This window comes from Catalinimonas alkaloidigena (genome assembly GCF_900100765.1).
Classification (GTDB): Bacteria; Bacteroidota; Bacteroidia; order Cytophagales; family Flexibacteraceae; genus Mooreia; species Mooreia alkaloidigena.
The window spans coordinates 868,147-890,511 of sequence record NZ_FNFO01000001.1; the positions used below are offsets into that span (position 1 = coordinate 868,147).

A 22,365-nucleotide genomic window follows, 5' to 3' on the forward strand; every position below is an offset into this window, starting at 1 on the left:
GTTTAAGCCAATGGCTTAAGGGTTAACGCTTAACGCTTAACGAAATACCAAGAAGTCAGGCATCGATCTACTTTGAGCGTTAAGCTTCTAAGCTTTTTGCGTCTGATTACAGTGAAAAATTCAGGTTGAAGCCCACGCTGCGGGTCGAGAGGATCTGGCCGCTTTCGATGCCCTGCACGTTGCTGTCGCTGCTGTAGTAGCTGCTTTCCGGGTCGATGTGCGGCACGTTGCTGTGCAGCAGCAGCAGGTTGCGGCCTACGGCCGAGAGCGTCACGTTCCGGAACGGCAGTTTGCCGAACACACGATCGGGAATCTGGTACCCCAGCCGCACCTCGCGCAGCTTCACGAAACTGCCGTCGAAGATGTTTGCTTCGTTGTTGTAGAGGCCGTAGAGGGTCTGGTAGTAGCGCTGCCCGTCGACACGCACATCGTTCGGGACGTACTGCGGATTCTCGTCGGTGCCGGTATTCATCGTGCCTTCGCCCACAATGCCGGTTTCGCGTCCTTCGACCGTTTCGGCCAGCACGCCCGTGTAGCGCCCGATGTTGACCGTTTGCGAGAACAGGTCGCCGCCGTGGCGCACGTCGATCAGCGTGTAAAGCGTCAGCCCTTTATAAGTGAACGTGTTGGCAAAGCCCCCCAGCCAGTCAGGCGTGAAGTTGCCGAGGATGGCCCGCTCGGAAGCGAGTTGCGGAATGCCGTCGACGTGGACGATGTTGCCGTCCGGGTCGCGCAGGTAAGGCGTGCCGAAGAACGTGCCGTACGGCTGCCCGACGCGCGCTTCGATGCTCATGCCCCGGATGCTACCCAGCTGGTAGGTGGTCAGGCCGTCGGCCAGCGACACTACCTGGTTGCGGTTGCGCGCGAAGTTGACCCCGATGTCCCACTGGAACGAGTTTTCGAGCTTGACGGGCGTCAGGTTCAGTTGCACTTCCACGCCTTTGTTTTGGATCTCGCCGGCGTTCAGAATCTTGTCGTTGAAGCCCGAGGCCTGCGAGACGTTCACGTTCAGGATCTGGTTGCGTGAAATCTGGTTGTAATAGGTTACATCCAGCCCGATCCGGTTGTTGAAGAAGCGGATGTCGGCACCCACTTCGGTCCCCGTCGTGATTTCCGGCTTCAGGTCGGCGTTGTTGATCGTGTTGCTGACCGATACCGACGAATTGGTGTTCCACGGATCTTCGTACGAGAGGATCTGCTGGAGGCGGTACGGATCGGTGTCGTTCCCTACTTGTGCGATGCTGGCCCGCACCTTGGCAAACGACAACACGCGCGTCGACATCGGGATCAGGTCGGTGACCACCGCGCTCAGCGACGCCGACGGATAGAAGTAAGAGCGGTTAGCCGCCGGCAGTGTGCTCGACCAGTCGTTGCGGCCGGTCAGTTCCAGGAAGATGGCGTTGCGGTAGGCCAGCTGGGCCGAGCCGTAGAGGCTGTTGACCACCTTCTTTGTGTACGAGTTGGCCACCTCGGGGCGCAGCAGCGAGTTGCCGATGTTGTAAACACCCGGGATGGCCAGTTGGGCGGCGTACATGTAGTCGCGACGGTACTCGTTCATGCGGTTGTTGCCGCCCAGGTTGGCCGACACTTCGAAGTCGCCACCCAGTTTCGGCGTGATCGAGAACAGAAAGTCAGAGTTGGTTTCCTGCGCCACATACACGTCCTCGCTGTAGCTGCTGAAACGGCTCTTGTTCATCCGGGCAATGCGGTTCTGCCGCCGGTCGCCGAAGAAGTCGGTACCGGTCCGGACAAACAGGTTCAGCCAGTCGGTAAACTCATACGTCACCATCACGTTCCCGAACAGCCGGTCTTTCTGGTTGGCGCGGGTGCTTTCGGTCAGCGCGTAATAGGGGTTGTTCCAGTAGTTGTAGTTCCAGTTGTACTGCACCTGATCGTCGGAGCGGGGGCTGTACTCTTTCAGCTCGTGGATGTCGACCTGCCGCCCGAACCAGATGAAGTAGAGGCCGAAGTTCTGGCGGTTGTCGCTGCCGTCTTTCACGTAGTTGACCGAAGCCTTCGCGCTCAGTTTGGGCGTAAGCTGCACGCCGCCGCTCAGCGCGATGGTGTTGCGTTTGTAGTCCGTGTTGGGCAGGATGCCCTGCTGCGCCAGGTTGGTAAACGACAACCGGAAGTTGGCCTTGTCGTTGCCGCCCGTCAGGGCTACGTTGTTCGTAAACGTGGTGCCCGTCCGGTAGAAGTCCTTCACGTTGTCGGGGTGCGCCACCCAGGGCGTCGGGATGCGTTCGCCGGTCGTGGGGTCGATGGGCGAGTTGAACTGCGGAATCAGCCGGCCGTCGAGCGGCGGCCCCCAGCTTTCGTCGACGCCGTCGTTGACGCCGCCGCCTTTGCCGTCTACAAACGCAAATTGCAGGTTGCCGCCCTGCCCGTACTGGTTCTGGAAATTGGGGAGGCGAAAGGGTTCCTCGAACGTGGCCGTCGAGTTGACCGAAACGCCGATGCCCTGCGTGCCCTTGCCGCTTTTGGTCGTGATCAGGATGACACCGTTGGCCGCGCGCGACCCGTACAGGGCGGCAGCGCTGGGGCCTTTCAGCACGCTGACCGAGGCGATGTCGTCCGGGTTGAGCGACGACGCGCCGTTGCCGTAATCGACCGAGGTCGAGGAACCGTAGTTTTCGTTGTTGATCGGGATGCCGTCCACCACAAACAGCGGCTGGTTGTTGCTACCGACCGACGACGCCCCGCGTATGACGATGCGCGACGAAGAACCCGGTGCCCCGTTGGAGGAGGTGATCTGCACGCCCGCGAATTTTCCGGAGAGAGAGTTGACCACGTTGGTCTCGCGCGCCTGCGTCAGCGATTTTCCCTGGATTTCCTGCACAGCGTAGCCCAGCGCTTTTTTCTCCCGCTCGATGCCCAGTGCCGTCACCACAATCTCGTCGAGCTGGCGCGTGTCCGTCTGCATCGTTACGTCGAGGGTCGACTGACTGCCCACCGGAACTTCCTGGCTGATGAACCCGATGAACGAAAAGATGAGGGTCGCCTCGTCGGAGGGAACCGGAAGCTGGTAGTGGCCGTCGATGTCGGTGATGGTGCCCGCCGTCGAGCCTTTTACCAGCACGTTGACCCCCGGCACGGGAAGGTTGTCGTCGGCCGAGAGGACCGTTCCGGAGACCGTCCTGCCACCGGTCGGGGTGGTTTGCGCCCGGGCAACGGTGGGCGGAAGCGCAAGCAGGAAAAGGAGCAGAAAGAATAGTGTGTGTTTCATGAAAAAATGAAAAGTTGAGAAAAAAGCGTATGGAAAAAGGGGGGACGTCCGGCGCACGAAACCGGCGCCGTTGGTTCACCAAGACATACAAAGGGCGTGCGGTACAAGCCCGCGAAGTGTGGTGGAAGAAGCGTCTGCGCCGGAAAAATGGCGGTGGCGCGCGGCTTCGGAATGTGGTGGAAACAAGCGGCGTTTCGCTACCCCTGACCGTGGGTGGGTGAATTCAAAAAGCGGGATTTTTGCGAAACAAAGAGCGGCTAATGTAGCGATAAAGCCAAATAAAACGCAAGCATTTTTTAGAAATACCTGTGTGGAATGGCCTTGTTCATGCGTCGTGGACAAGACGCACGGAGGTCGTCCCTGCCCCGGTCGCCGACGGAGCCTGCCGAGGGAAGGTCAAAAAAGCCGGTAATGCGGTGGGTTCGGTGCTTACTCCGGCCGCCGCTGCCCGAACTTTCCACCGAAAAAGTCGCCGGCGTTCCAGGTCGGGCGGGGCGTTTCCTGTGCCATGAGGTAACCGGTCAGAAAATCGAGACGAGCGTGCTTGGCCCCGGCCTCGAAGTCGAAGGCCTGCGTCATGTCGTCTTTCGGGGTATGGTAGACCTGCCCGCGCCAGTCGAGGTTCACCTGCTTGCCGTCGATCGCCGGATCGTCGGTCTGGCTCCCCGCCTTCACGAACAGGGCCGGAATTCCCTGCCGGATAAAGCTGAAGTGATCGCTGCGGATGAAGAGCACCTGTTCGGGCATGGGGTCGGGGCTGATGCCCAACTGTAAAAAATCGGCGGCCTGTCCTACCGCCGTGGCGATGCTGGAGTGATCGGCACCGTAGGGGACGATGTCGAGCAGCGGCAGAAAGAGAAACGGCATGTCCATCGCGATGGTCGCCACCAGGTTCTCTTGCGGCACCGTCGGGTTGCTGGCAAAATAGTCGGAACCGAGCAGTCCCCACTCTTCGGCCGTCACGGCCAGAAACAGGATGGAGCGACGCGGCGGCGTGGGCAGGGCCGCAAATCCCCGGGCCACCTCCAGCAGAATGGCCGAGCCGGAGGCGTTGTCGTGTGCGCCGTTGTAGATCGAGTCGCCGTCGACGGCCACGCCTACCCCAAAATGGTCGAAGTGAGCGACATAGACCACGTATTCGTCTTTCAGGTCCGGGTCGCTTCCCGGCAGGAGGCCTACCACGTTGTTGCTCGGAATCAGCGTATGACGGCTCTGCGTGCGAATGGTGCAGGTCACGGGCAAGGCAAAGCGAGGCGGCACCTCCGCCGAAAGTACCTTGTCGAGCGATTTGGACTTGGGCAGATCCGCGAACAGGGCTGCCGCCCCGGCCGAACTCACCGACACCACCGCCTTCAGTTCCGGATGGGTGCGGTTGGGCTGCCCCTCCGCATCGAGCCAGCGAAACGCCCCTTGTTTGGTTCGCCGCACCATCGAATCCCACGAGCGCGGACTGTCGCGGCTGCTGAGGTTGATCACGCCCACGGCGCCGTGCGCCACCGCGTTTTCCAGCTTGGTGGAGGAGTAGTAAGCACGCTGGTCGGAGGGAAACGATGCGGGGGCACCGCTCAGCATCGCTACGATTTTCCCGCTTACGTCCAGCTTGGCGTAGTCGTCGTGGCGTAGTTCCGGAGCGGTCACCCCAAATCCCACAAATACGACCGGGGCCGTCACTTCGCTGGCGGTGGCGGCCAGGTCGGGGCTGACCAGATACTCCTCATCGTACGTGAAGACCACCGGCTCTCCTTTCTTCGGTATGACTTGCATGGCGCAGCCCGCTTCCACCACCTCCGCCTTGCGCAGGGGAACCGCCTGGAGGTAGGTGCCCTCTTCCCCGGCGGGCGTGAGTCCCAGGGCTTTGAACTGAGATTCCATGTACCGGGACGCCAGCGCAAAGCCTTCCGTGCCGGGTTGCCGTCCGCGCAGCAGATCGTCCGCCAGGAACGTCATGTGCGCCTCGATGCCGTGGGGACGAATGGCCTCCAGCGCCTGCGTGACTGCGGGCGTTTGCAGTGAAACCGATGGAGGGATCGTTGCCTGTGCGAGTACGTTCCCCGCCAGGCCGAGACAGAGAAGAGTAGAGGTGAAAAAACGATGCATAGGAGAGGAGTAGAATAAGCTAAGGCAAGTATACGGTATGTGCAGAATTTTATTCTTAAAAAATAGTTTGAATTGGAATAAAGTATATGAAAAATAAGTAGATGTAAAGTTTTATGCGCTGTAAGGCGGGCCTGACCAAGCAATACCGATAATGCATAAAAAAGCCGCGTTCCAGAACAGGACGCGGCTTTTGATCTATAGCGATGGGTGTTTGTCAGAAACAACCCGGATTAGTTTTACTGGGAGTCCCGGCTCCGGGAAGGAGACGAACTCCGCTGGATGGACCGGCTCGGCGTTGAAGACCGGCTGGGGGCGCTCCGCTCGATGGATCGACTCGGGGTCGACGATCGGCTGGGGGCGCTGCGCTCGATTGACCGGCTTGGCGTCGACGACCGACTTGGTGCGCTGCGTTCAAACGAACGACTCGGGGTCGAAGAGCGGCTCGGCGCCGACTGGCGCTCCACCGAACGTTGTGGCGCAGGTGCACTCCGTTCCATCGAACGGCTCGGCGCAGATTGCCGCTCGACCGACCGTTGGGGTGCGCTGTGCTCGACCGAACGGCTGGGGCTCGGCGAGTACTGACGCTGCGGCGTTGGGGTGCTACGCTCAGTGCTGCGTTGCTGCTGCGGCTGAACGCGCTCCACGCTGCGCGACGAACGGCTCGGGGCGGGTGAGGCCTGACGCTCCGGCGAAGGCGAACGTTCGTACGTCGACCGCTCGACGCTCCGGCTCGGGGCGGGTTGCATCTGACCACGCGACGGGGTGCCCGAGGTGTTGGCATCGTTTCCGCGGCTGCCACGTGCGCCGGTGGTGGTCGGCGTTACTGCACGGCTGGGTTTCGCGTTGCCCCGCGCGGCCACGTCCGGGCGGTAAATGTTCACCGAATTGTTCCGGACTACGGTCCGTCCCGGTGCACCGTCACGGCTCACGTCGTATACCCGAACCCGCTGTCCGGTCGAGCGTTGGATGTCGCCTGCCCGGGGGCCGGCTGCGTACCGCCGTCCACCATCGTTGTAATAGTTATTGATGATGGTCGTGTTGTTGTAGATGTTGGTTACCCGCCGACGCGGCACGCAATAACGGTACGGATTGCGGTGCGTGATGTAGCGGTAGGGCAGGAAGTTCCAGTATCCTACGTTGATGTTGATGTGCACACCAGGCGCCATGCCCGGACCCAGCGGTGCCCATCCGTAGTAGCCGCCGCCGTTCCGCCACGAAACCCAGGCCGGTCCCCAGACATCGCCGGGCATCCAGAGCCATCCGTAGAAGTTATCGTAGTACCAGCGGCCGTAGTGGAAGGGTGCCCAACCCCACGAGTAGTTCGAAACCCAGGTGTTGCCGTAGCTGGTCATCACCCAGTACCCGTTGGTGGCGTAGGGGGCAAACCCCGCATCGACATAAGGTGACCAGACGTAGCCGTAGACCGGATCGTTGATCCAGCGGCCGTAGGGCGAAAGCTGATCGTAAAACATTTGGTAAGAAACGTTTCCTACCGGCTGAGCCGTCGTGACCGTCCGGGTAGTCGTCACCGTTCTGGCAGACGTGCAACCGGTGGAAAGAACGGCCAGCAATGCGACAGCTCCGAGGGTGCGTATAATATTCATAACTGTAGCGGTTTAACGAAGAAAGACAGTGCCTGATCGCGCAACGACCTGTTGAGGATATTTACGTATCAAACGATCTGCCGATGTATAAGGAAATACCGTGCCAAAAATGACGCCTTCGTGCCGTACCGGAGTGCTGTCATCAAAAAGCCTCGACCTCCCTGTGGGTGATCGAGGCGTGTACTGAAGGGGAGGATCGGTGGACAGGATTCAGCAGGTAGTATAATCCAGACCACTATGCCTGATTAGCGCAGACTAAGCTTGCGGAGGCGGTTGTTGTAGGTGTCGGTCACGTACAAAACGTCGTTCCCGGCCGCGGCAATGCCTTCGGGCTGATTGAACTGTGCTTCGTCGCCCGTGCCGTCGGTAGTGCCCGGGGTGCCGTTTCCAGCCAGGGTGCTGACCGTACCGTCGGGCGTCACGCGGCGGATGCGGTGGTTGGCGAAGTCGGTGACGTAGAGCATTCCTTCCGGCGAAATGGCGATGCCGGACGGACCGTTGAACAAGGCTTCCGCACCGGTCCCATCCGCAAACCCCGCATCGCCACTGCCGGCCAGCGTCGAGACTTCCCCGTCGGGTGTGATTTTCCGGAGGCTGTGATTTCCCCCATCGGCCACGTACAGCGTTCCGTCCTGCGCCAGGCACAGGCTGACGGGCTGGTTGAAAGTCGCGGCCTGCCCCGTACCGTCGGCGAAACCCGTCTGCCCGTTCCCGGCCAGCGTGCTGACCAGGCCATCGGACGTAATTTTCCGGATGCAATGGTTGTAGGTGTCCGCGATGTAGAGCGTGCCATCGTTGGCTACGGCCACGTCGAAGATGAGGTTGAATTTGGCGTCGGCTACCGGCCCATCTACCCACTCGCCCTGACTCCCGTCCCCGGCAATGGTCCGCACTTCACCGGCCGGGCTGATCCGGCGCACGCGGTTGTTCAACAAATCGGCAACGTAAAGGGTCCCGTCGGCGGTGACGTCCAGGCCCATCAGGTTGTTGAAGCGGGCCGCCGCGGCCGGGCCATCGGCGAAACGCTCGGCTGCATCCCATTGTCCGGCCAGTGTACTGACGCGGCCGTCAGCGGCGATTTTGCGCACGGAATGGTTCCAGGCATCGGCCATGTAGAGTGTGCCGTCGTGTCCCACGGCGACGTCCATCGGGTGGTTGAACTGCGCGTCTGTGCCGGTACCGTCCCGATAGCCTTCTTCGCCGCCCGCCACCGTCGTGACCAGGACCGAGGCAGCGTCAGGTGTGCGAAGCGTCATGTTTTCGTCCGGCTGGCAGGCGGTTGCGCACCAGAGCAGGGCCAGCGAGGGTGCAAGTAGGTGTTTCATAGCGTAGTTGTTTGAAGACTAGTGATAAAAAGAAGGAGGAATCGACCTCTAGCACCCTTAATGCTGGCGTCGCGAAAAGATACAGCCAACGGCCATAAAAAAGCCGGGCGGTAGATCCGGCCCGGCTGTTGTTTCAGTACTGACGCCCGTGCCTCACTCGTCCCGCAGCGACTGCACCGGGTTGGCCAGAGCAGCTTTGATGGCGTGGAAACTGACGGTTACCAGAGCAATGCCCAGTGCCAGCGCCCCGGTCAGGGCGAAGAGCCACCAGTGGATTTCGGTGCGGTACGTAAAATCCTGCAACCAGCGGTCGGCGGCGTACCAGGTGAGGGGAACGGACAGCACCAACGCCAGGGCCACCAGTTTCAGAAAATCTTTCGAGAGCAACAGCACCACGTTTTGCACGGTAGCGCCAAAAACCTTGCGGATGCCCACCTCTTTTGTGCGGGCTTCGGCAGCGTAGGCGGCCAGACCAAACAGGCCCAGGCAGGCAATGAAAATGGCCAGCGCCGACGCGGCGGTAAACACCTGCCCGAACTGCTGCTCGCTGCGGTACTGTTGGTCGAACTGCTCGTCGAGGAAAAAGTAGTCGAACGGTTCGGCAGGGAATATGTCGCCGAACTGCTGGGCGATCTGCGCCAGTTTCGCCGGCAGGTTGTGGGTCGTCATGCGCAAAGTGAAATACCCGGAACTGGGGTTGGGCAGGAAGATGATCGGGTCGATGGGTTGCCGCAGGGAAGCATGGTGGTAATCTTTGATGACGCCCTGAATTTCATAATCCCCATCGCCCCACAGGATGCGTTGCCCCACGGCTGTCGCTGCCGGTTCGAATCCGAGTGCCTGGGCCGCTTTTTCGTTCAGAATCAGGTGGTTGCCCTGCCAGCCGCGTTGTACCATCTCAGGCGTGAAGGGCTGGCCCGCCGCGAGCGTAATGCCGTACGTGTCGAAATAATTACCGTCGACGATCGCCATGGCGTAGCTTTTCTTTTCGTCGCCGGGTGCCGGATGCAGGGACGTAAACCCGGCGGCAAAGAAATTGTAGCCACCGCTGGGCACGCTGTGGGAGGCACTGTATTGTTCAACAAAGGGAAGCCGATCCAGCGCTTCCTTGAAGACTTGCACGCGCTCGCCCTGATCGTCGCTGGTGATCGATGGCCCCTGCACCACCAGCAGCTGTTCCAGGTTCATGCCCAGATCCTGCGTCTGCATGTAGTCCAATTGTCGGTAGAGCACAGCCGTACCGATGATCAGGCAGCAGGAAACCACGAACTGAAACACGACCAGCCCTTTGCGCAGCAGCAGACTGCCCACCGTACCTTTGAGCGTACCGCGCAGGACCCGCACCGGCTGAAACGAACTGGCACCCCGGCCACGTAGCCGCCCGCCATCAGGGTACTACTGCCGATCATCAGGAGCGTGCCCGCCCAGAACCAGCCCTGGTTGAGGACCCGAAGCGAAAGTGGCTGTCCCGTGAAGGCGTTGAATGCGCCCTGGCCCGCTTGTACCGCCCCGAACGCCAGCACGGCCGCCCCGCTGGTCAGCAGAAGGGTTTCCAGCAGATATTGCCCGACAAGCTGCCCTCGCTGCGCTCCGATGGCCTTGCGAATGCCCACTTCCCGCGCCCGCCGCAGCGCCTGAGCGGTCGACAGGTTGATGTAATTGACCCAGGCGATGAGCAGGATCAGCAGCGCCACGCCGAGCAGAAATACCACCAGCGCCAGGTTGCCGAACGTCGGCAGGGCGTAGTCGAACGAAGGCGCCAGGTGAATCTGGGTAAACGGTTGTAGTACCATACGGATTTCGTCTTGCGGGCGAATCCGTTCCCGGAACGAGACAAATTCCTTTTCCAGCGTGGCGGGATTGGCCTCCGGCTGCAACAGAAGGTACGTGTGGAGGAAGCCATTGTCCCAGTTGTTGGGTTCGGCCCAGTCGTTCCCGTTCCGATTGGCCGGGTTATACAGCGTCTGGAGCGAAAAGAGCATGTCCAGCTGCAGGTCCGACGTGGCGGGCATGTCTTCAAACACGCCGGTCACCGTATAGTCGGTATTGCCGAACTGGTTATGGACGGTCAGGATCTGACCGATCGGGTTGGTTTCGCCAAAATACTTGGTGGCTTCTGAGGCCGATAGCGCCAGCGCATTCGGGGCGGCGAGTGAGGCCTGTCCTGCCACAAGTGGAAAAGAGAATACTTCCAGGAAGTTGCCGTCGACATACGCCGCACGTTCCTCGCGAAACGATTTAAGGGCGGCCTCCGTGCGGGCGGGTGGGGCGTCGGACCGGGGCGCGGTGTAAGTCACGACCCCGCCGGAAATCCCCTCTGCGACGCGTACGCTGGATGCGATGCCGGAGAGATTTTCCTGCAAGCCAGGCCCTACACCGGGAGGAATGTGGAAGTCGGGCTCATTGGTAGGCGACGCCAACAGGACGCGGTACAGCCGGTCGCGGTTCGCGTGAAACCGGTTAGCGCTCCATTCGAAGGCGACGTATTCCAGAATCAGGAGGAACGCGGCCAACCCCAGGGCCAGCCCCAGCACATTGAGCAGCGTGAAGCCTTTGCGGCGTTGCAGGTGCCGGAAGGCCACCAAAAGGTAGTTGCGGATCATATCGAACATCAAGGGTAAAGAGGTGGAAGACTGGTTAGGGATCGGGCGGCGGCGTTTGAGCGCAGAGGGTCGCAGGAATTTGAGGACGTGCCACCAGTAGCGCTGCCGCGCCTTGCGCCGTCCGTAGCGCACTTCCCAGGTGCCATACAGCTCGTGCAGATCGCCCAGCACCTCTTCCCGCAGGTCCGGGGCACAAAAGCGTTCCAGCAGACGATCCGCCCCGCGGGGCGGCAAAAAATCAGGCTGTTTCATAGGAATCCATTTTGTGCGCCCTCTATGCTGCGCATGTATGCACTTATTTTATGTATGCAGTGATACTCATATTCTTCTGTCCTCCGCCCCAAACACCCCGCTTCTTTATGCAATGATTCTGTAATTCAATCATTCTGTCATTGCTCCCTCCTCAGCCGACCGACGGCCGCTTGCGTTCGCATTCAAGCCTTGGCGGCCCCTCCTGGGCGGCCCCGCCGTCGGACGTCATTAGTATGTCTTTCTCCTCACGCTCCGCGCCAAACGCCCCGCTCCCTGCACATTCACTGATTCATTCATTACCCCTATTCGCTCCGCAGCGTCCGCACGGGGTTGGCCAGCGAAGCTTTGATGGCCTGATAGCTGACGGTCAGTCCGGCGATCAGAAAGGCCAGGAAACCCGCCAGCGCGAAGACCCACCAACTGAGGTCGGTGCGGTAGGCAAAATCCTCGAGCCAGCGTTGCATTACGTACCACGCCAGCGGGGCGGAGACCACAAACGCAATCAAGACGAGTTTCAGGAAGTCCTTCGACAACAGGAGGGTAATGGCGCTGATCGAAGCACCCAGCACTTTGCGGATGCCGATTTCGCGCGTCCGCTGTTCGGCGGTGAAGGTGGCCAGACCGAACAACCCGAGGCAGGCGATAAACACGGCCAGCCCGGCCAGAATCCCGATCACCTGACTCACCTGCCGGTCCGACTGATACAGATGGGAAAAATGTTCGTCCAGGAACGAGTAGGAGAAGGGAAGGTCCGGCACCAGACTGGCCCAGGTGGCTTCCGCGTGTTGAATCGCGTCCTGTGCCTGTGCGGCATCCACGCGCATCGAGAGTTCGCTGAAACCGTATTCCGTGCGGTAGTGGATCGTGAGGGTCTCGATTTTGTGGTGCAGCGAGTTGAAGTTGAAATCCTTCGCCACCCCGATGATCGTCCCCAGCGTATCTTCCCACCCGAAGCCGTACTGGCGACCAATCAGGGATTCGACGGGCGCTTCCGGCAGATCCTGCAACAGTTCCTTCGCCATCGATTCGTTCACGATGTAGGCATGTCCCTTGTCGGACGGAATGGCTTCGGAGAAATTCCGCCCCGCCACGAGTTCGATCTGGTACAGCGACAGGTAATCGGGATCGACCACCACCTGCGAAGTGACAATCTCCCGGGTCTCTTTTTCGCCGACAAACTTTACGCCCGTCTGGTGGAGGTTGTTGCCGAGGCGCTGGTTGGAGGCCGTGACCTCCGTGATGGCCGGGTGGCGCAGCAGTTCCTGTTTCAGCACGTCGTACTTCTGGTTGGCGACACGGCTGAGGGGCAGGATCACCACCTGTTCGCGGTTGAAGCCGATGTTGCGTTCCTGCATGAAGCGTAACTGCCGGGCGGCCAGCCCCGTCCCGATGATCAGAAAAATGGCCGTGGCAAACTGGCCGACGACCAGCACGTTGCGTAGTGTTACTTTTTTGCCCGGCGTAAACGACGTGCCCTTCAGCACTTTGACCGGATGGAAGCCGGAGAGGAACGCGGCCGGATAGAGGCCCGCTAACACACCGACCAGAAGCGCCGCGCCGAGTAGCACCAGCAGCAGGGCCGGACGGCTGAAGAGCGGTAGGCTGAGCGAACGTTCGCTGAGTTGGTTGACAAAGGGCAGCGTCAGCTTCACCACCAGCACGGCCAGCACCAGCGCGGCCAGGGCCAGCAGAATGGATTCGCTGAGAAATTGCCGGGCAATCTGCGTGCGGTACGCCCCGATGGCCTTGCGGATGCCCACTTCCTTGGCGCGCGTGGCCGAACGGGCCGTCGACAGGTTCATGAAATTGATGCAGGCGATCACCAGGACGAACAACGCCAGGATGGAAAATACATAGGTGTAACTCCGGTCGAATTTCTGGGCGTTGTGGTAGTCGTGCGTAATGTCGGTCGAGCCGCCGTGCACGTCGCGGAGGGGTTGTAGGAACAGCGTGTAGCCTTTGGCCCGCTCTTCGCCCATGTGTTGCACCAGAAAGGCGTCGAACTTGGCTTCCAGATCGGCTACGTCGGTATTTTCGGTCAGTTCCAGGTACGTGTTCACCCAGTTGCCGCCCCAGTTTTCCATCCAGTCGGGTTGAGCGATGGTGGTGACCGAGAAAAGCCCGTCGAATTGCAGGTGCGAATGGGCCGGAACGTTCTTGAGTACGCCCGTCACGGTGAAGGTCGTGGTGTCGTTGCCGTAGCGGACCACCGTTTGCCCGAGCGGATCGGCCCCACCGAACAGTTTCTGCGCACTTTCCTCCGTCAGCACCACGCTGGACGGGCGTTGCAGGGCCGTCGCCCGATCGCCGGAAATAAGTTCGAAGTCGAAAAGCTGCAGGAAGGTGGTGTCGACCCAGAACGTTTGCGGGAGGTAAATCCGCTGGTCTTCATACTGAAGCGGAACTTCTCCGTTGGAAAAAATGCGGGCGTAGTGCTGGATTTCCGGGAACTCGGCCTGGAGCGTCGGGCCCATCGGGAACATCGACAGGGCCACGTTCTGCGGCGCAACCATCCCTTCCCATTGCTGCACCTCGCAGAGGCGGTAGAGGTTCTTCTCATGAAACCGGTCGAAGCTCAGTTCGTGGGTCACAAACAAGGTCATCAGCAGACACGCGGCCATGCCGATGGCCAATCCGACGACGTTGATGCCGGTGAAAAAGCGGTGTTTCACCAGGTTCCGCAGGGCGACGAGAAAGTAGTTCTTAAGCATGGTATTCGAGTGTTCAGTGGGCAGTAGGTAATGTGTGAAATAGCAATTGAGAGAATGAGTGAATGCGGGTGCAATACGAAGTGGACGGTTGGCAGTTTGCAGTTGATCTGTTTTGAAATAAGTCCGTGAAACGTAATCCAAGGTACTTCGGATGAAGACCACCGAATGAGCCAAACGTTACAGCCCCATCCCTCTTTTCTTTTCACTCTCCGCGCCAAACGCCCCGCTACCCGTGCATACCATTCAATAATTCTGTGATTTAATTATCCTATCATTTATCAGCCCTCAGCCAACCGACGGCCGCTTTTTTCCGCCTTCGAGCAGCCGTCGGACGTCATCCCGCGCTACTCACGCATTCTCTCATTCAGTAATTCACTCATTTCTTTGCGCCCTGCGCTTTACTCGCTTTTCAACGTGTTTACTGGATTTTGCCGCGCCGCCCGCAGGGTTTGGGAGCCGATGGTCAAGAGGCCCAGCACCAGCAGCACGAGCGATCCCAGGAACACCGTGCCCGGCCCAAACTCCACGCGGTTCGGAAAGCTTTGTAGCCAGAGGTTGTTCAGGAAATAGCTGAGCGGTGCGCCGATCAGGACCGAAAGGGCCAGAATGGCGAGAAAGCCTTTGGAGAGCAGCAGCGCCAGCCGGAAACTTTCCGCGCCCAGCACCTTGCGGATGCCGATCTCTTTGGTGCGGCGTTCGGTCGTGTAGAGGGCCATGCCCAGCAACCCCAGGCAGGCAATCGTGATCGCCAGGAACGCGAGGAACCCCACGATCCGAACCACATCGAGCACGGCCTGATGCGTGTCGGCCAGTTGCTGATCGTAGAATTCGTACTGGAACGGGTGCAGCGGATCGACCTTTTTCCAGGCCGTTTCCAGTTCCGCCAGCGTACCCGTCAGGTCCGGCGAGGCAAGTTTCACTTGGGCGTATCGGAACCGGTCAGGCTGGTTGCACAGAAACATCGGCCGCGTCTCTTTGGCGCGTTGACTGATGGGCAGATCCACCCGAAAGTCGGCCACCACGCCGATCACTTCCAAGTCCTGGTCGCTCCACTCGTTGTCGAGCGTCAGGCCCAGCATCTCTTCGGGACGCGCGAAGCCGAAGGCCCGGACGGCCGCTTCGTTCACCACGATGAACCGCTCCGAAGAAGGTCCGGTGGGAGGGAGGTTTCGACCGGCGATCAGGGCAATGCCCAGGTTCTCCGTAAAGTGCTCGTCGGTCGGCAGCGAAATCAGGTACGTGTAGTCGTCGTCGCTGTCCGCCTTGCGCAGCGAAGCGCCGTTGTTGGTGCCGGTCGCGGGGATGTATTCGGAGGCAGACAATTGTGCGATGCCCGGCACGGCTCCGAGTTGCGCCGCGACCCGCGGGTACTCGTTCCCCTGCAACGGAACGTTGACGATCTGTTCCGACGCGAAGCCGTAGTCGAACGCCATGTAGTAACGGAACTGGTTGTAGATCAGTAGTGAGGCGACGATGAAGAGCAGCGAAACCACAAACTGCGAAACGCTCACCACCTTGCGCAACCCGAGCTTGCCGGGGCGGTCGCCTTCGTGTTGCTTCAGGACTTTGATGGGACGGTAGGCGGAGAGTCGCAGCGCCGGATAGACCCCGGCAAAGACCCCGATCAGAAGGGCAAACCCGACGAACAAGACGTAGACCGGGACGTTTTCCCGCAGGTCGAAATTCAGGAACTGGTTCACCCACAGGTTCATGAAGGCGGATTTGAGAAACACGAGCAGAAGTACCGCCAGCACCAAGGCCAGCAATGCCGTCAGGATCGATTCACTCAAAAACTGGTAGACGAGGTCCAGCCGCCGCGCGCCCGTTACCTTCCGGACACCGATTTCCTTCGTCCGCGTTAGCGCCCGGGCTACCGACAGGTTGGTGTAGTTGAGGCACGCCAGCAGCATGATCACCCCCGCCAGCCCACCTAGGACGTAGTACGCGACCAGCGGCAGGCTTACGGGAGAATTTCCGAGGGCAGGCCCCGGCGTAATGGCCAGCAGCGGCTGAACGGCCAACTGAAATCCTTCCCGGTCTTTTAGGTCGGCGTACTGTCGTGCGGCCAGCGCGTGCAGCGCGGTTTCCATTTCGTCCTGCCGCCGGTCCGGGTACAGTAGCGCGTACGTAGCACACTGGAAGTAATTCGCCCAGTCCTGGGTCAGATCGGTGCGGTAGTCCCGTGCATAGAGCGTCGGTAGTGTAGCCGCCGACAACAGCACGTCGAATTTCAGGTGGGATTTGTAGGCCCCATCGTCGATGATGCCCGTGATCGTGAACGGCCCCCAGGCGAAACCGGCGTGCCCGAGGCTATCGCCCAGGAAGTCTACGGACTTGCCCAGCGGGTCTTCGTGCGGAAACAGTTGCTCCGCCAGCGTGCGGGTGATGACCAGCGCGTTCGGTTCCGTCAGGGCTGATTGCGGGCTGCCTTCCGCGAGCGGAAAGCTAAACACCTCGAAAAAGGCGGTATCGGCAAAATAACCCTTCAGTTGCACCAGCCGCTGGTTATAGATCAGATCGCCTTCGACACCGGGCGTCAGCAGCGTGGCCGTCTCCACCATCGGGAAGGTATGAGCCAGCGCGTCCGCCACCGGGGCCGGGGTCGTCGCGTAAGGGGCCCGCGTATCGGGCGGGTCTGAAATGATGCGGTAAATCCGGTCGCTTTGGGTATGGAACCGGTCGTAGCTTTTCTGGTCGGCCAGCATGAGGATGATCAGCAGGCAAACCGACGTGGCCGTGGCCAATCCGAACACGTTGATGAACGAAAAGGCTTTGTATTTCAGTAGATTACGAAGGCCGACTTTGAGGTAGTTTTTGAACATAACGGCTGAGTTGGAGAAGCGGGAAGTGTGATTTTTTCGGAAAGCAAAGCGGACGGAAAACCGGAGGGTCTGTTGCCAGTAGCGCCAGCGGGCCTTGCGCCATCCGTAGCGCCTTTCCCACGTGCCGTAGAGTTCGTGCAGATCGCCCAACACCTCTTCCGCGTCCGGTGCACCAAAACGTTCCAGCAAACGATCCGCCCCATGCGGCGGCAAAGCATCCCGCTGTTTCATCGTGTTATCAAGTTCATGCGCTCATACCAAACGCCCTCGCTTCTTTATTCAATGATTCTGTAATTCAATCATTCTATTAGTTCTTCTGACGCTCTGCGCTCAGCGCTATGCCCTATGCACATTCCATTTCTCAGCCCTCAGCCGACCGACGGCCGCTTTTGTCTACCTTCGAGCCGTCGGACGTTATCCCACGCTCTGCCCCATGCCCTTTGCGCTATGCCCTCTGCGCCAAGCGCCCTGCACTACTCACTCATTCTCTCATTCAGTAATTCACTCATTTCTCCGCTATCCCATCTTCCATCGGAGGGCCTGCGGCGGGATTTGCGCCCAGAGTTGCTGACGTTGGTGGCGAATCTCGTGGAGCACTTTGCTGCCCGCCGGCGTCACCGTGAAGAAGCGTTTGCGTCGCCCGCCCCGTTCGGCAGTAGCGCCCCCCAGGTGGCTGGTGACCATCCCCTTGTCCGACAAGCGGTTGAGGGCGGCGTGCACGGCGCTGATGCTGGCAGCCCGACCGGTTTGCTGCTCAATCTCTTCCGAGATCGCTACGCCGTAGGCCTCGTCGTACAGGACCGCGACCGTCAGGAGAACCAGCTCTTCGAACTCGCCTAAATAGCTTCCGCGCATGGGGTTGGTTTTTTCCATGTTTGTAGAACAAATGGCTTGCCAACCGTACGAAACCGCCTCTGGTGTGCACAGGAGAGGAATAGTGCAACGAAAACCGTTCTAAACCGGACACCGGCTGTGCGAAATAGGACAGGGACAGGACGGAATCACAGACTGATGGAAGTAGCGCATCATAGAATGGCGTGGGACGCCGGGAAATGCGTGAATGGTGCAGAGGGCGTATGCGGAGCGTCAGAAGTAATAGAATGCACGAATCATTGAAGGAGGGGATAGGGGGCTGTGCGTGGTTCTACGCGGAAGAAACCGTAGTTCCTCGCTTGAAGGTATGCTTGATTTTCAAGTACTTGCGTACGAATTGATAGTTTCGGATACCCGTTTGTATCCCCCGTATCCGAAATCTCTGTAGGCGCTTCTGCAATCACCGGCCGTGCTCGGCCCGCGCGTCGCCTTTCTGCCTTCCTCCGCTCCCGGAGCCTACGCTTCATGCTTGCGTCGATGCCTCGTCGACGTGCTCTCTCCCTGACACCCTGACCTTTTCTTCTCTTAACCTTCCTTCTTATGCAATCAGAAAACCAATGGATTCAACTGGCGGGCTACCGTTTCGATCCCCTCACCGGTGCGCCCGATCTGCCTGACGATTTACGGGCCAAAGCGTCGCCCGACGCGGAGGTGCATTACCTAGTGCAGTTCCACACCTCGCCGGACCGCGAAGCACGGCAACGGCTGCAACGCCGCTATCGACTGTCGCTGATGTACTACATTCCCATTTTTGCGTATCTGGAACGCCTCACGCCCGCCACGCTGGACGCCCTGCGGAAAGACCCGCTGTTCCGGGCGGCGGTGCGCTACGAACCGGCCTATAAACTATCGCCGACCCTCGGGCAGACCAAGTTTCGTACCGAGCGGCGGCAGGCGCAGGAAGGGTTGTGGCTGTGGGTGGTGCTGTTTCCCGACGAAGCTCCCGACGAAGTGGCCCGGCAGGTAGAAGAGGCCGGGGGGAAAGTAGGTGCGGTGCTGGACGACCGTAAGCTGCAGGGAATGGTGCGTTTGCGCGTGCAGGTACCGGACGCCTCGGTATTACCTGCAATCGCACAACTGGAAGCGGTACAATGGATCGAAGAGATCGGAGAGATCATCGAAGACAACGTCAATGCAGCCACCACCATTCAATCGGGTACGGCGGGTACGGGCACCATCTGGAACCAAAGCCTGACCGGCCAGGGACAGGTGATCGGGATGATTGATTCGGGGCCGCCCGACATCAACCACTGCTTCTTCATGGATACGACCAATAATACGCCCAACCTGGCCCACCGGAAGGTGTTGGCGATTCGCAATGCCAATGGCGATGCGGCCGGAGGGCATGCCACGTTTGTGGCGGGTTGCGCGGCGGGCGACGACGTAAACAATCCAGGAACGCATGCGCGCCGGGGTGGAGCCTGGGCGGCGCGACTGGTGGCTGGTAACAACGCAGACCTTGACGTGTTTGGTGGGTCGGCTACGCTCTTGTCAGAACTCAACGCGGCCGCTGGCATGACGGCATTCATCCACACCAACAGCTGGCACGAAAACAGCGTCAACAGCTCGAATCAGGCCAATTATACACAGCGTAGTGTCGACGTCGATACTTTCACCTGGAACAACGAAGACCACCTGGTGCTGGGCTCGGCCGGCAACACGGGCGAAGAGCAAGGCGCACCCGGCACGGCCAAGAATGCGATCTGTGTTTCGGCGGCGCAGGCCGACCCGAACGAAAACAACCTGGGCGACGGCAATCCGGGACCGACCGCCGACGGGCGCCGGAAACCCGATCTGGTCACCGTCGGCTGTAGCATTCAATCGGCGACGGTAGCGACGGGCTGCACCGTCGGCCCGCGCTCTGCCTGTGCTACCAGCTACGCCACACCCCATGCGGCGGCCGCGGCGGCACTGGTGCGGCAGTACTACACGGAAGGATGGTACCCGACGGGCACCCAGCAGGCGCATCAAAGTTTCATTCCCTCCGGTGCATTGCTCAAAGCCACCCTGCTCAATTCCACCCGCAACATGACGGGCACCGGCGTCGGCAACATTCCCGACCCAAACCAGGGGTGGGGCCTTGTGCGCCTGGACGATACGCTGTATTTCGATGGAGGTCCGCTGAACCTGCGCGTGTGGGACGTGCGCAACGCCGACGGACTGCTGACCGGAGAGACGCGCACGCACCACATCGACGTGGCCTCCAACGCGCAGCGCCTCAAAGTAACGCTGGTCTGGACCGAGCCGCCCTCGGCCGCCAGCACCACCACCCCGCTGGTCAATACGCTGAACCTGCAGGTGATTTCGCCCGGTGGGACGCAGACGTTCCTGGGCAATCAGTTTGCGGGCGGCGTTTCGACGACGGGAGGGACGGCCAACACGACCGACAACGTCGAGATGGTGCTGATCAACACCCCGGCGACCGGCGACTGGACCATCAACGTGATCGGCACGGCCGTGAATGTGGGGAATCCGGGGCAGGGCTACGCGCTGGTCGTCACGGCCGACATGCCCGAAGCGCCCGCAACCACGGGTGTGCAGGACACGCTAGTGGTCCGGGTGAAATTTGCCGACGTGGCCTTCGTGCCGCCACTGCCGGGGCTACAGAATACGATGCTGGAAGTCGCCGACTACGTCGACGAGGTGAGTTACGGCCAGGCGACGGTCAATCCACTCTACCGCGGGCCGATTCAACTGGATCATCCGAAAAGCTACTATTACCATCCGGAACGCAACCTGTTGATCGAACTGACCGAGGAGGTAGTGGCCAAGCTGGTGACGGCCGAGCCCAACATCTTCGACAACGGCACGCCCAACGACATCGATCGCATGGTGATCGTGACCAACGACAGCAGCTTCAGCGGAGACTGGGCCACCACCGGACCGTGGCCCTATGAGTTGCCCGGCGGCCTGACCAAGCCCATTTCGGTTTCGGTGCAGTCGTACAACAACCCATCGGCCCGCTTTACGCACGGCATGTTGCATCATTTCGGACTGGTCGATCTCTACGCGCATCCCGGGGTGGTGTTCCCGCGTCCGTACGTCGACGAGTGGGACAACATGGCCGACCTGTTCACCAACGTGCATCCGCTGGTCTGGTCGAAAGAGCGCGCAGGATGGGTGACGAGCCACGGCTCCACCATCACCTACATTCCACGTCCGGCGGCGGGCAGCAGCTACACCGGCACCAACCCGATCCCGCTGTTTTTGCAGGAATCGACCGCCACAAACCGCAAGGCCATCGCCCTCGGGCTGACCGAAGGGGCCGCCACCCTGGCGCAGGAAAATGCCTTTTACTTTGTGGAGGCCCGGAGCCATACGCTGGGCGGTTTCGACGACAACCTGCCCGCGAGCGGGGTGCTGATTTATTACGTGAACGAGTTGATTCCGCAGGGGCAGGGGCCGGTGATCGTCCGCGATCAGGACCTGACCACGACCAGCCTGGCCGACGCGTACCTGACCGTGGGCGATACGCACACCATTCCGGGCACCGGCATTACGCTGACCGTACTGGCCGGAACGGGCGGGGCGGCTTATAATATCCAGGTCGCTTACACGCCGCCGGTCACCGACTACAACGTGCGCATCACCCGGGGCGACACTATCAACGGGCAGTTCTATTCTTACTTCAGTCCCGACATCTGGATCGATTCCCCGAAAAATGGCTTCAACCTTTCGGCCGGGCCGCCGCCGCACGAAGACCGCGACAATCCCGTGATCGGTGAACTGAACCGCATCTACGCGCGCATCACCAACGACGGACCCGCTACTGCCTTCGACTTCGACGTTCGGTTCCGCATTTCGGAGCCGTACCATACCGTCGGCGGGGTGGCCGATTTCGATACCTTCGTCGGCATTGCGCACATCGACAGCCTGCCGCCCGGTTCCACCAACGTCTACGTAGATTGGACGCCGGAGCCCGGCAATCCACACGCCTGCGTGCTGGTCGACATCATCAACCTGGTGGGAACCGACACAAACCCCAACGACCACGAGGCGCAGGAAAATCTCCAGAAAGTGACGAGCGTCACGTCCAGCCCGTTCCATCCGGTGACGTACCGCTACGACCTGACCAACCCGTACGACGAGCCCACGCTCTTCTACTTCCGGGCGCAGGGCGCACCACGCGACTGGAAAGTGGAACTCAATCCCCGCAAGATTCTCCTGAACCCGGGCGAGCATATCCTGGGGCAGGCCACCGTGACGCCACCGCCCGATGGGAAGTACTGTACTTCCGAACTGATTCAGATCACCAGTTGGGCTCCGCGCGGCGATACGCTGATTCCGGTGGGGGGCGGTGTCGTACAGGTCGATCTGCGTCGCCCGACGGCCATCACGCTGGAAACCGACACCGGCCGGTGCGACGGCAAAGACCTGGAACGACTGTTGGAAGAGGCGAAAAAGTCGGGGAAACCGATCAACCCGGAGGAGCTCCGCAAGTTGTGCCGTCGCATTAGCGTGAAAGGCTGCACCATCCCGCCGCTGCCCAACCAGGAGATCATCGTGAAGTTTACCGACCCGGCCGGGAACGTGGTGTACCACACCGTGAAAACCGACGAGAACGGTTGTTACGAAGACTTCCTCGTGACGGCCGAAGACGGCATCTGGCAGGTGGAAGTTGAGTATGAAGGGGGCAAGTGCGAAGGCCCGGCGACCGGAGGCCCCCGCTTTGTGTGCATGTGCCGATGATGCGTGCCTGATCTAATCCTGGGTTGTGAAGACGAACCGCTGCGTGGCGAAAGCCGCGTGGCGGTTTTCTTTTTATCGGGCGGATCACGACGTTCTGCCGGCCAATTGCCCGCTCCGGCGAGCTACTTTGTGCACCCATCGAAACTTCCTGCTAAAAAACTGA

The 22,365-nt window shown here is 60.3% G+C and carries 10 protein-coding genes; 1 reads left to right on the plus strand and 9 read right to left on the minus strand.

Annotated elements, in window-relative coordinates; translation table 11 throughout:
- Positions 1-106: 106 nt before the first annotated feature.
- From BLR44_RS03290 to BLR44_RS03335, 9 genes are all read right to left on the minus strand, one after another.
- On the minus strand, positions 107-3,226 hold the full coding sequence (locus tag BLR44_RS03290; RefSeq protein WP_089678936.1) for a SusC/RagA family TonB-linked outer membrane protein: 3,120 nt from the start codon (positions 3,224-3,226) through the stop codon (positions 107-109).
- A gap of 429 nt (positions 3,227-3,655) precedes the next feature.
- Entirely contained in the window at positions 3,656-5,323 is a 1,668-nt protein-coding gene (locus tag BLR44_RS03300; protein ID WP_089678942.1) for a M28 family metallopeptidase, read from the minus strand.
- Positions 5,324-5,559: 236 nt separating this feature from the next.
- Positions 5,560-6,927 carry a DUF6600 domain-containing protein gene (locus tag BLR44_RS03305; RefSeq protein WP_143017084.1) on the minus strand — a complete coding sequence of 456 codons (1,368 nt, stop codon included), beginning with the start codon at positions 6,925-6,927 and terminating at the stop codon, positions 5,560-5,562.
- Positions 6,928-7,172: 245 nt separating this feature from the next.
- On the minus strand, positions 7,173-8,252 hold the full coding sequence (locus BLR44_RS03310; RefSeq protein WP_089678949.1) for an NHL repeat-containing protein: 1,080 nt from the start codon (positions 8,250-8,252) through the stop codon (positions 7,173-7,175).
- A 153-nt stretch (positions 8,253-8,405) separates the two neighbouring features.
- Entirely contained in the window at positions 8,406-9,563 is a 1,158-nt protein-coding gene (locus tag BLR44_RS03315) for an ABC transporter permease (protein ID WP_089678952.1), read from the minus strand.
- The gene (locus BLR44_RS03320) at positions 9,500-11,107 is read right to left on the minus strand and encodes a permease prefix domain 2-containing transporter (RefSeq protein WP_089678954.1); all 1,608 of its coding nucleotides are present in this window, start codon (positions 11,105-11,107) and stop codon (positions 9,500-9,502) included. Before BLR44_RS03320 ends, BLR44_RS03315 begins: the two co-directional genes overlap by 64 nt.
- 302 nt (positions 11,108-11,409) lie before the next feature.
- Positions 11,410-13,818, minus strand: a complete 2,409-nt coding sequence (locus BLR44_RS03325; protein WP_089678957.1) for an ABC transporter permease — start codon at positions 13,816-13,818, stop codon at positions 11,410-11,412.
- A gap of 398 nt (positions 13,819-14,216) precedes the next feature.
- The gene (locus BLR44_RS03330; RefSeq protein ID WP_089678960.1) at positions 14,217-16,871 is read right to left on the minus strand and encodes an ABC transporter permease; all 2,655 of its coding nucleotides are present in this window, start codon (positions 16,869-16,871) and stop codon (positions 14,217-14,219) included.
- A 285-nt stretch (positions 16,872-17,156) separates the two neighbouring features.
- Positions 17,157-17,495 (minus strand): PadR family transcriptional regulator, encoded by a 339-nt coding sequence (locus tag BLR44_RS03335; protein ID WP_089679168.1) that lies wholly within the window; start codon positions 17,493-17,495, stop codon positions 17,157-17,159.
- A gap of 558 nt (positions 17,496-18,053) precedes the next feature.
- Between BLR44_RS03335 and BLR44_RS03340 the strand changes: the two genes are divergently transcribed.
- Positions 18,054-22,202 carry a S8 family serine peptidase gene (locus BLR44_RS03340; RefSeq protein ID WP_089678964.1) on the plus strand — a complete coding sequence of 1,383 codons (4,149 nt, stop codon included), beginning with the start codon at positions 18,054-18,056 and terminating at the stop codon, positions 22,200-22,202.
- Positions 22,203-22,365: the final 163 nt, after the last annotated feature.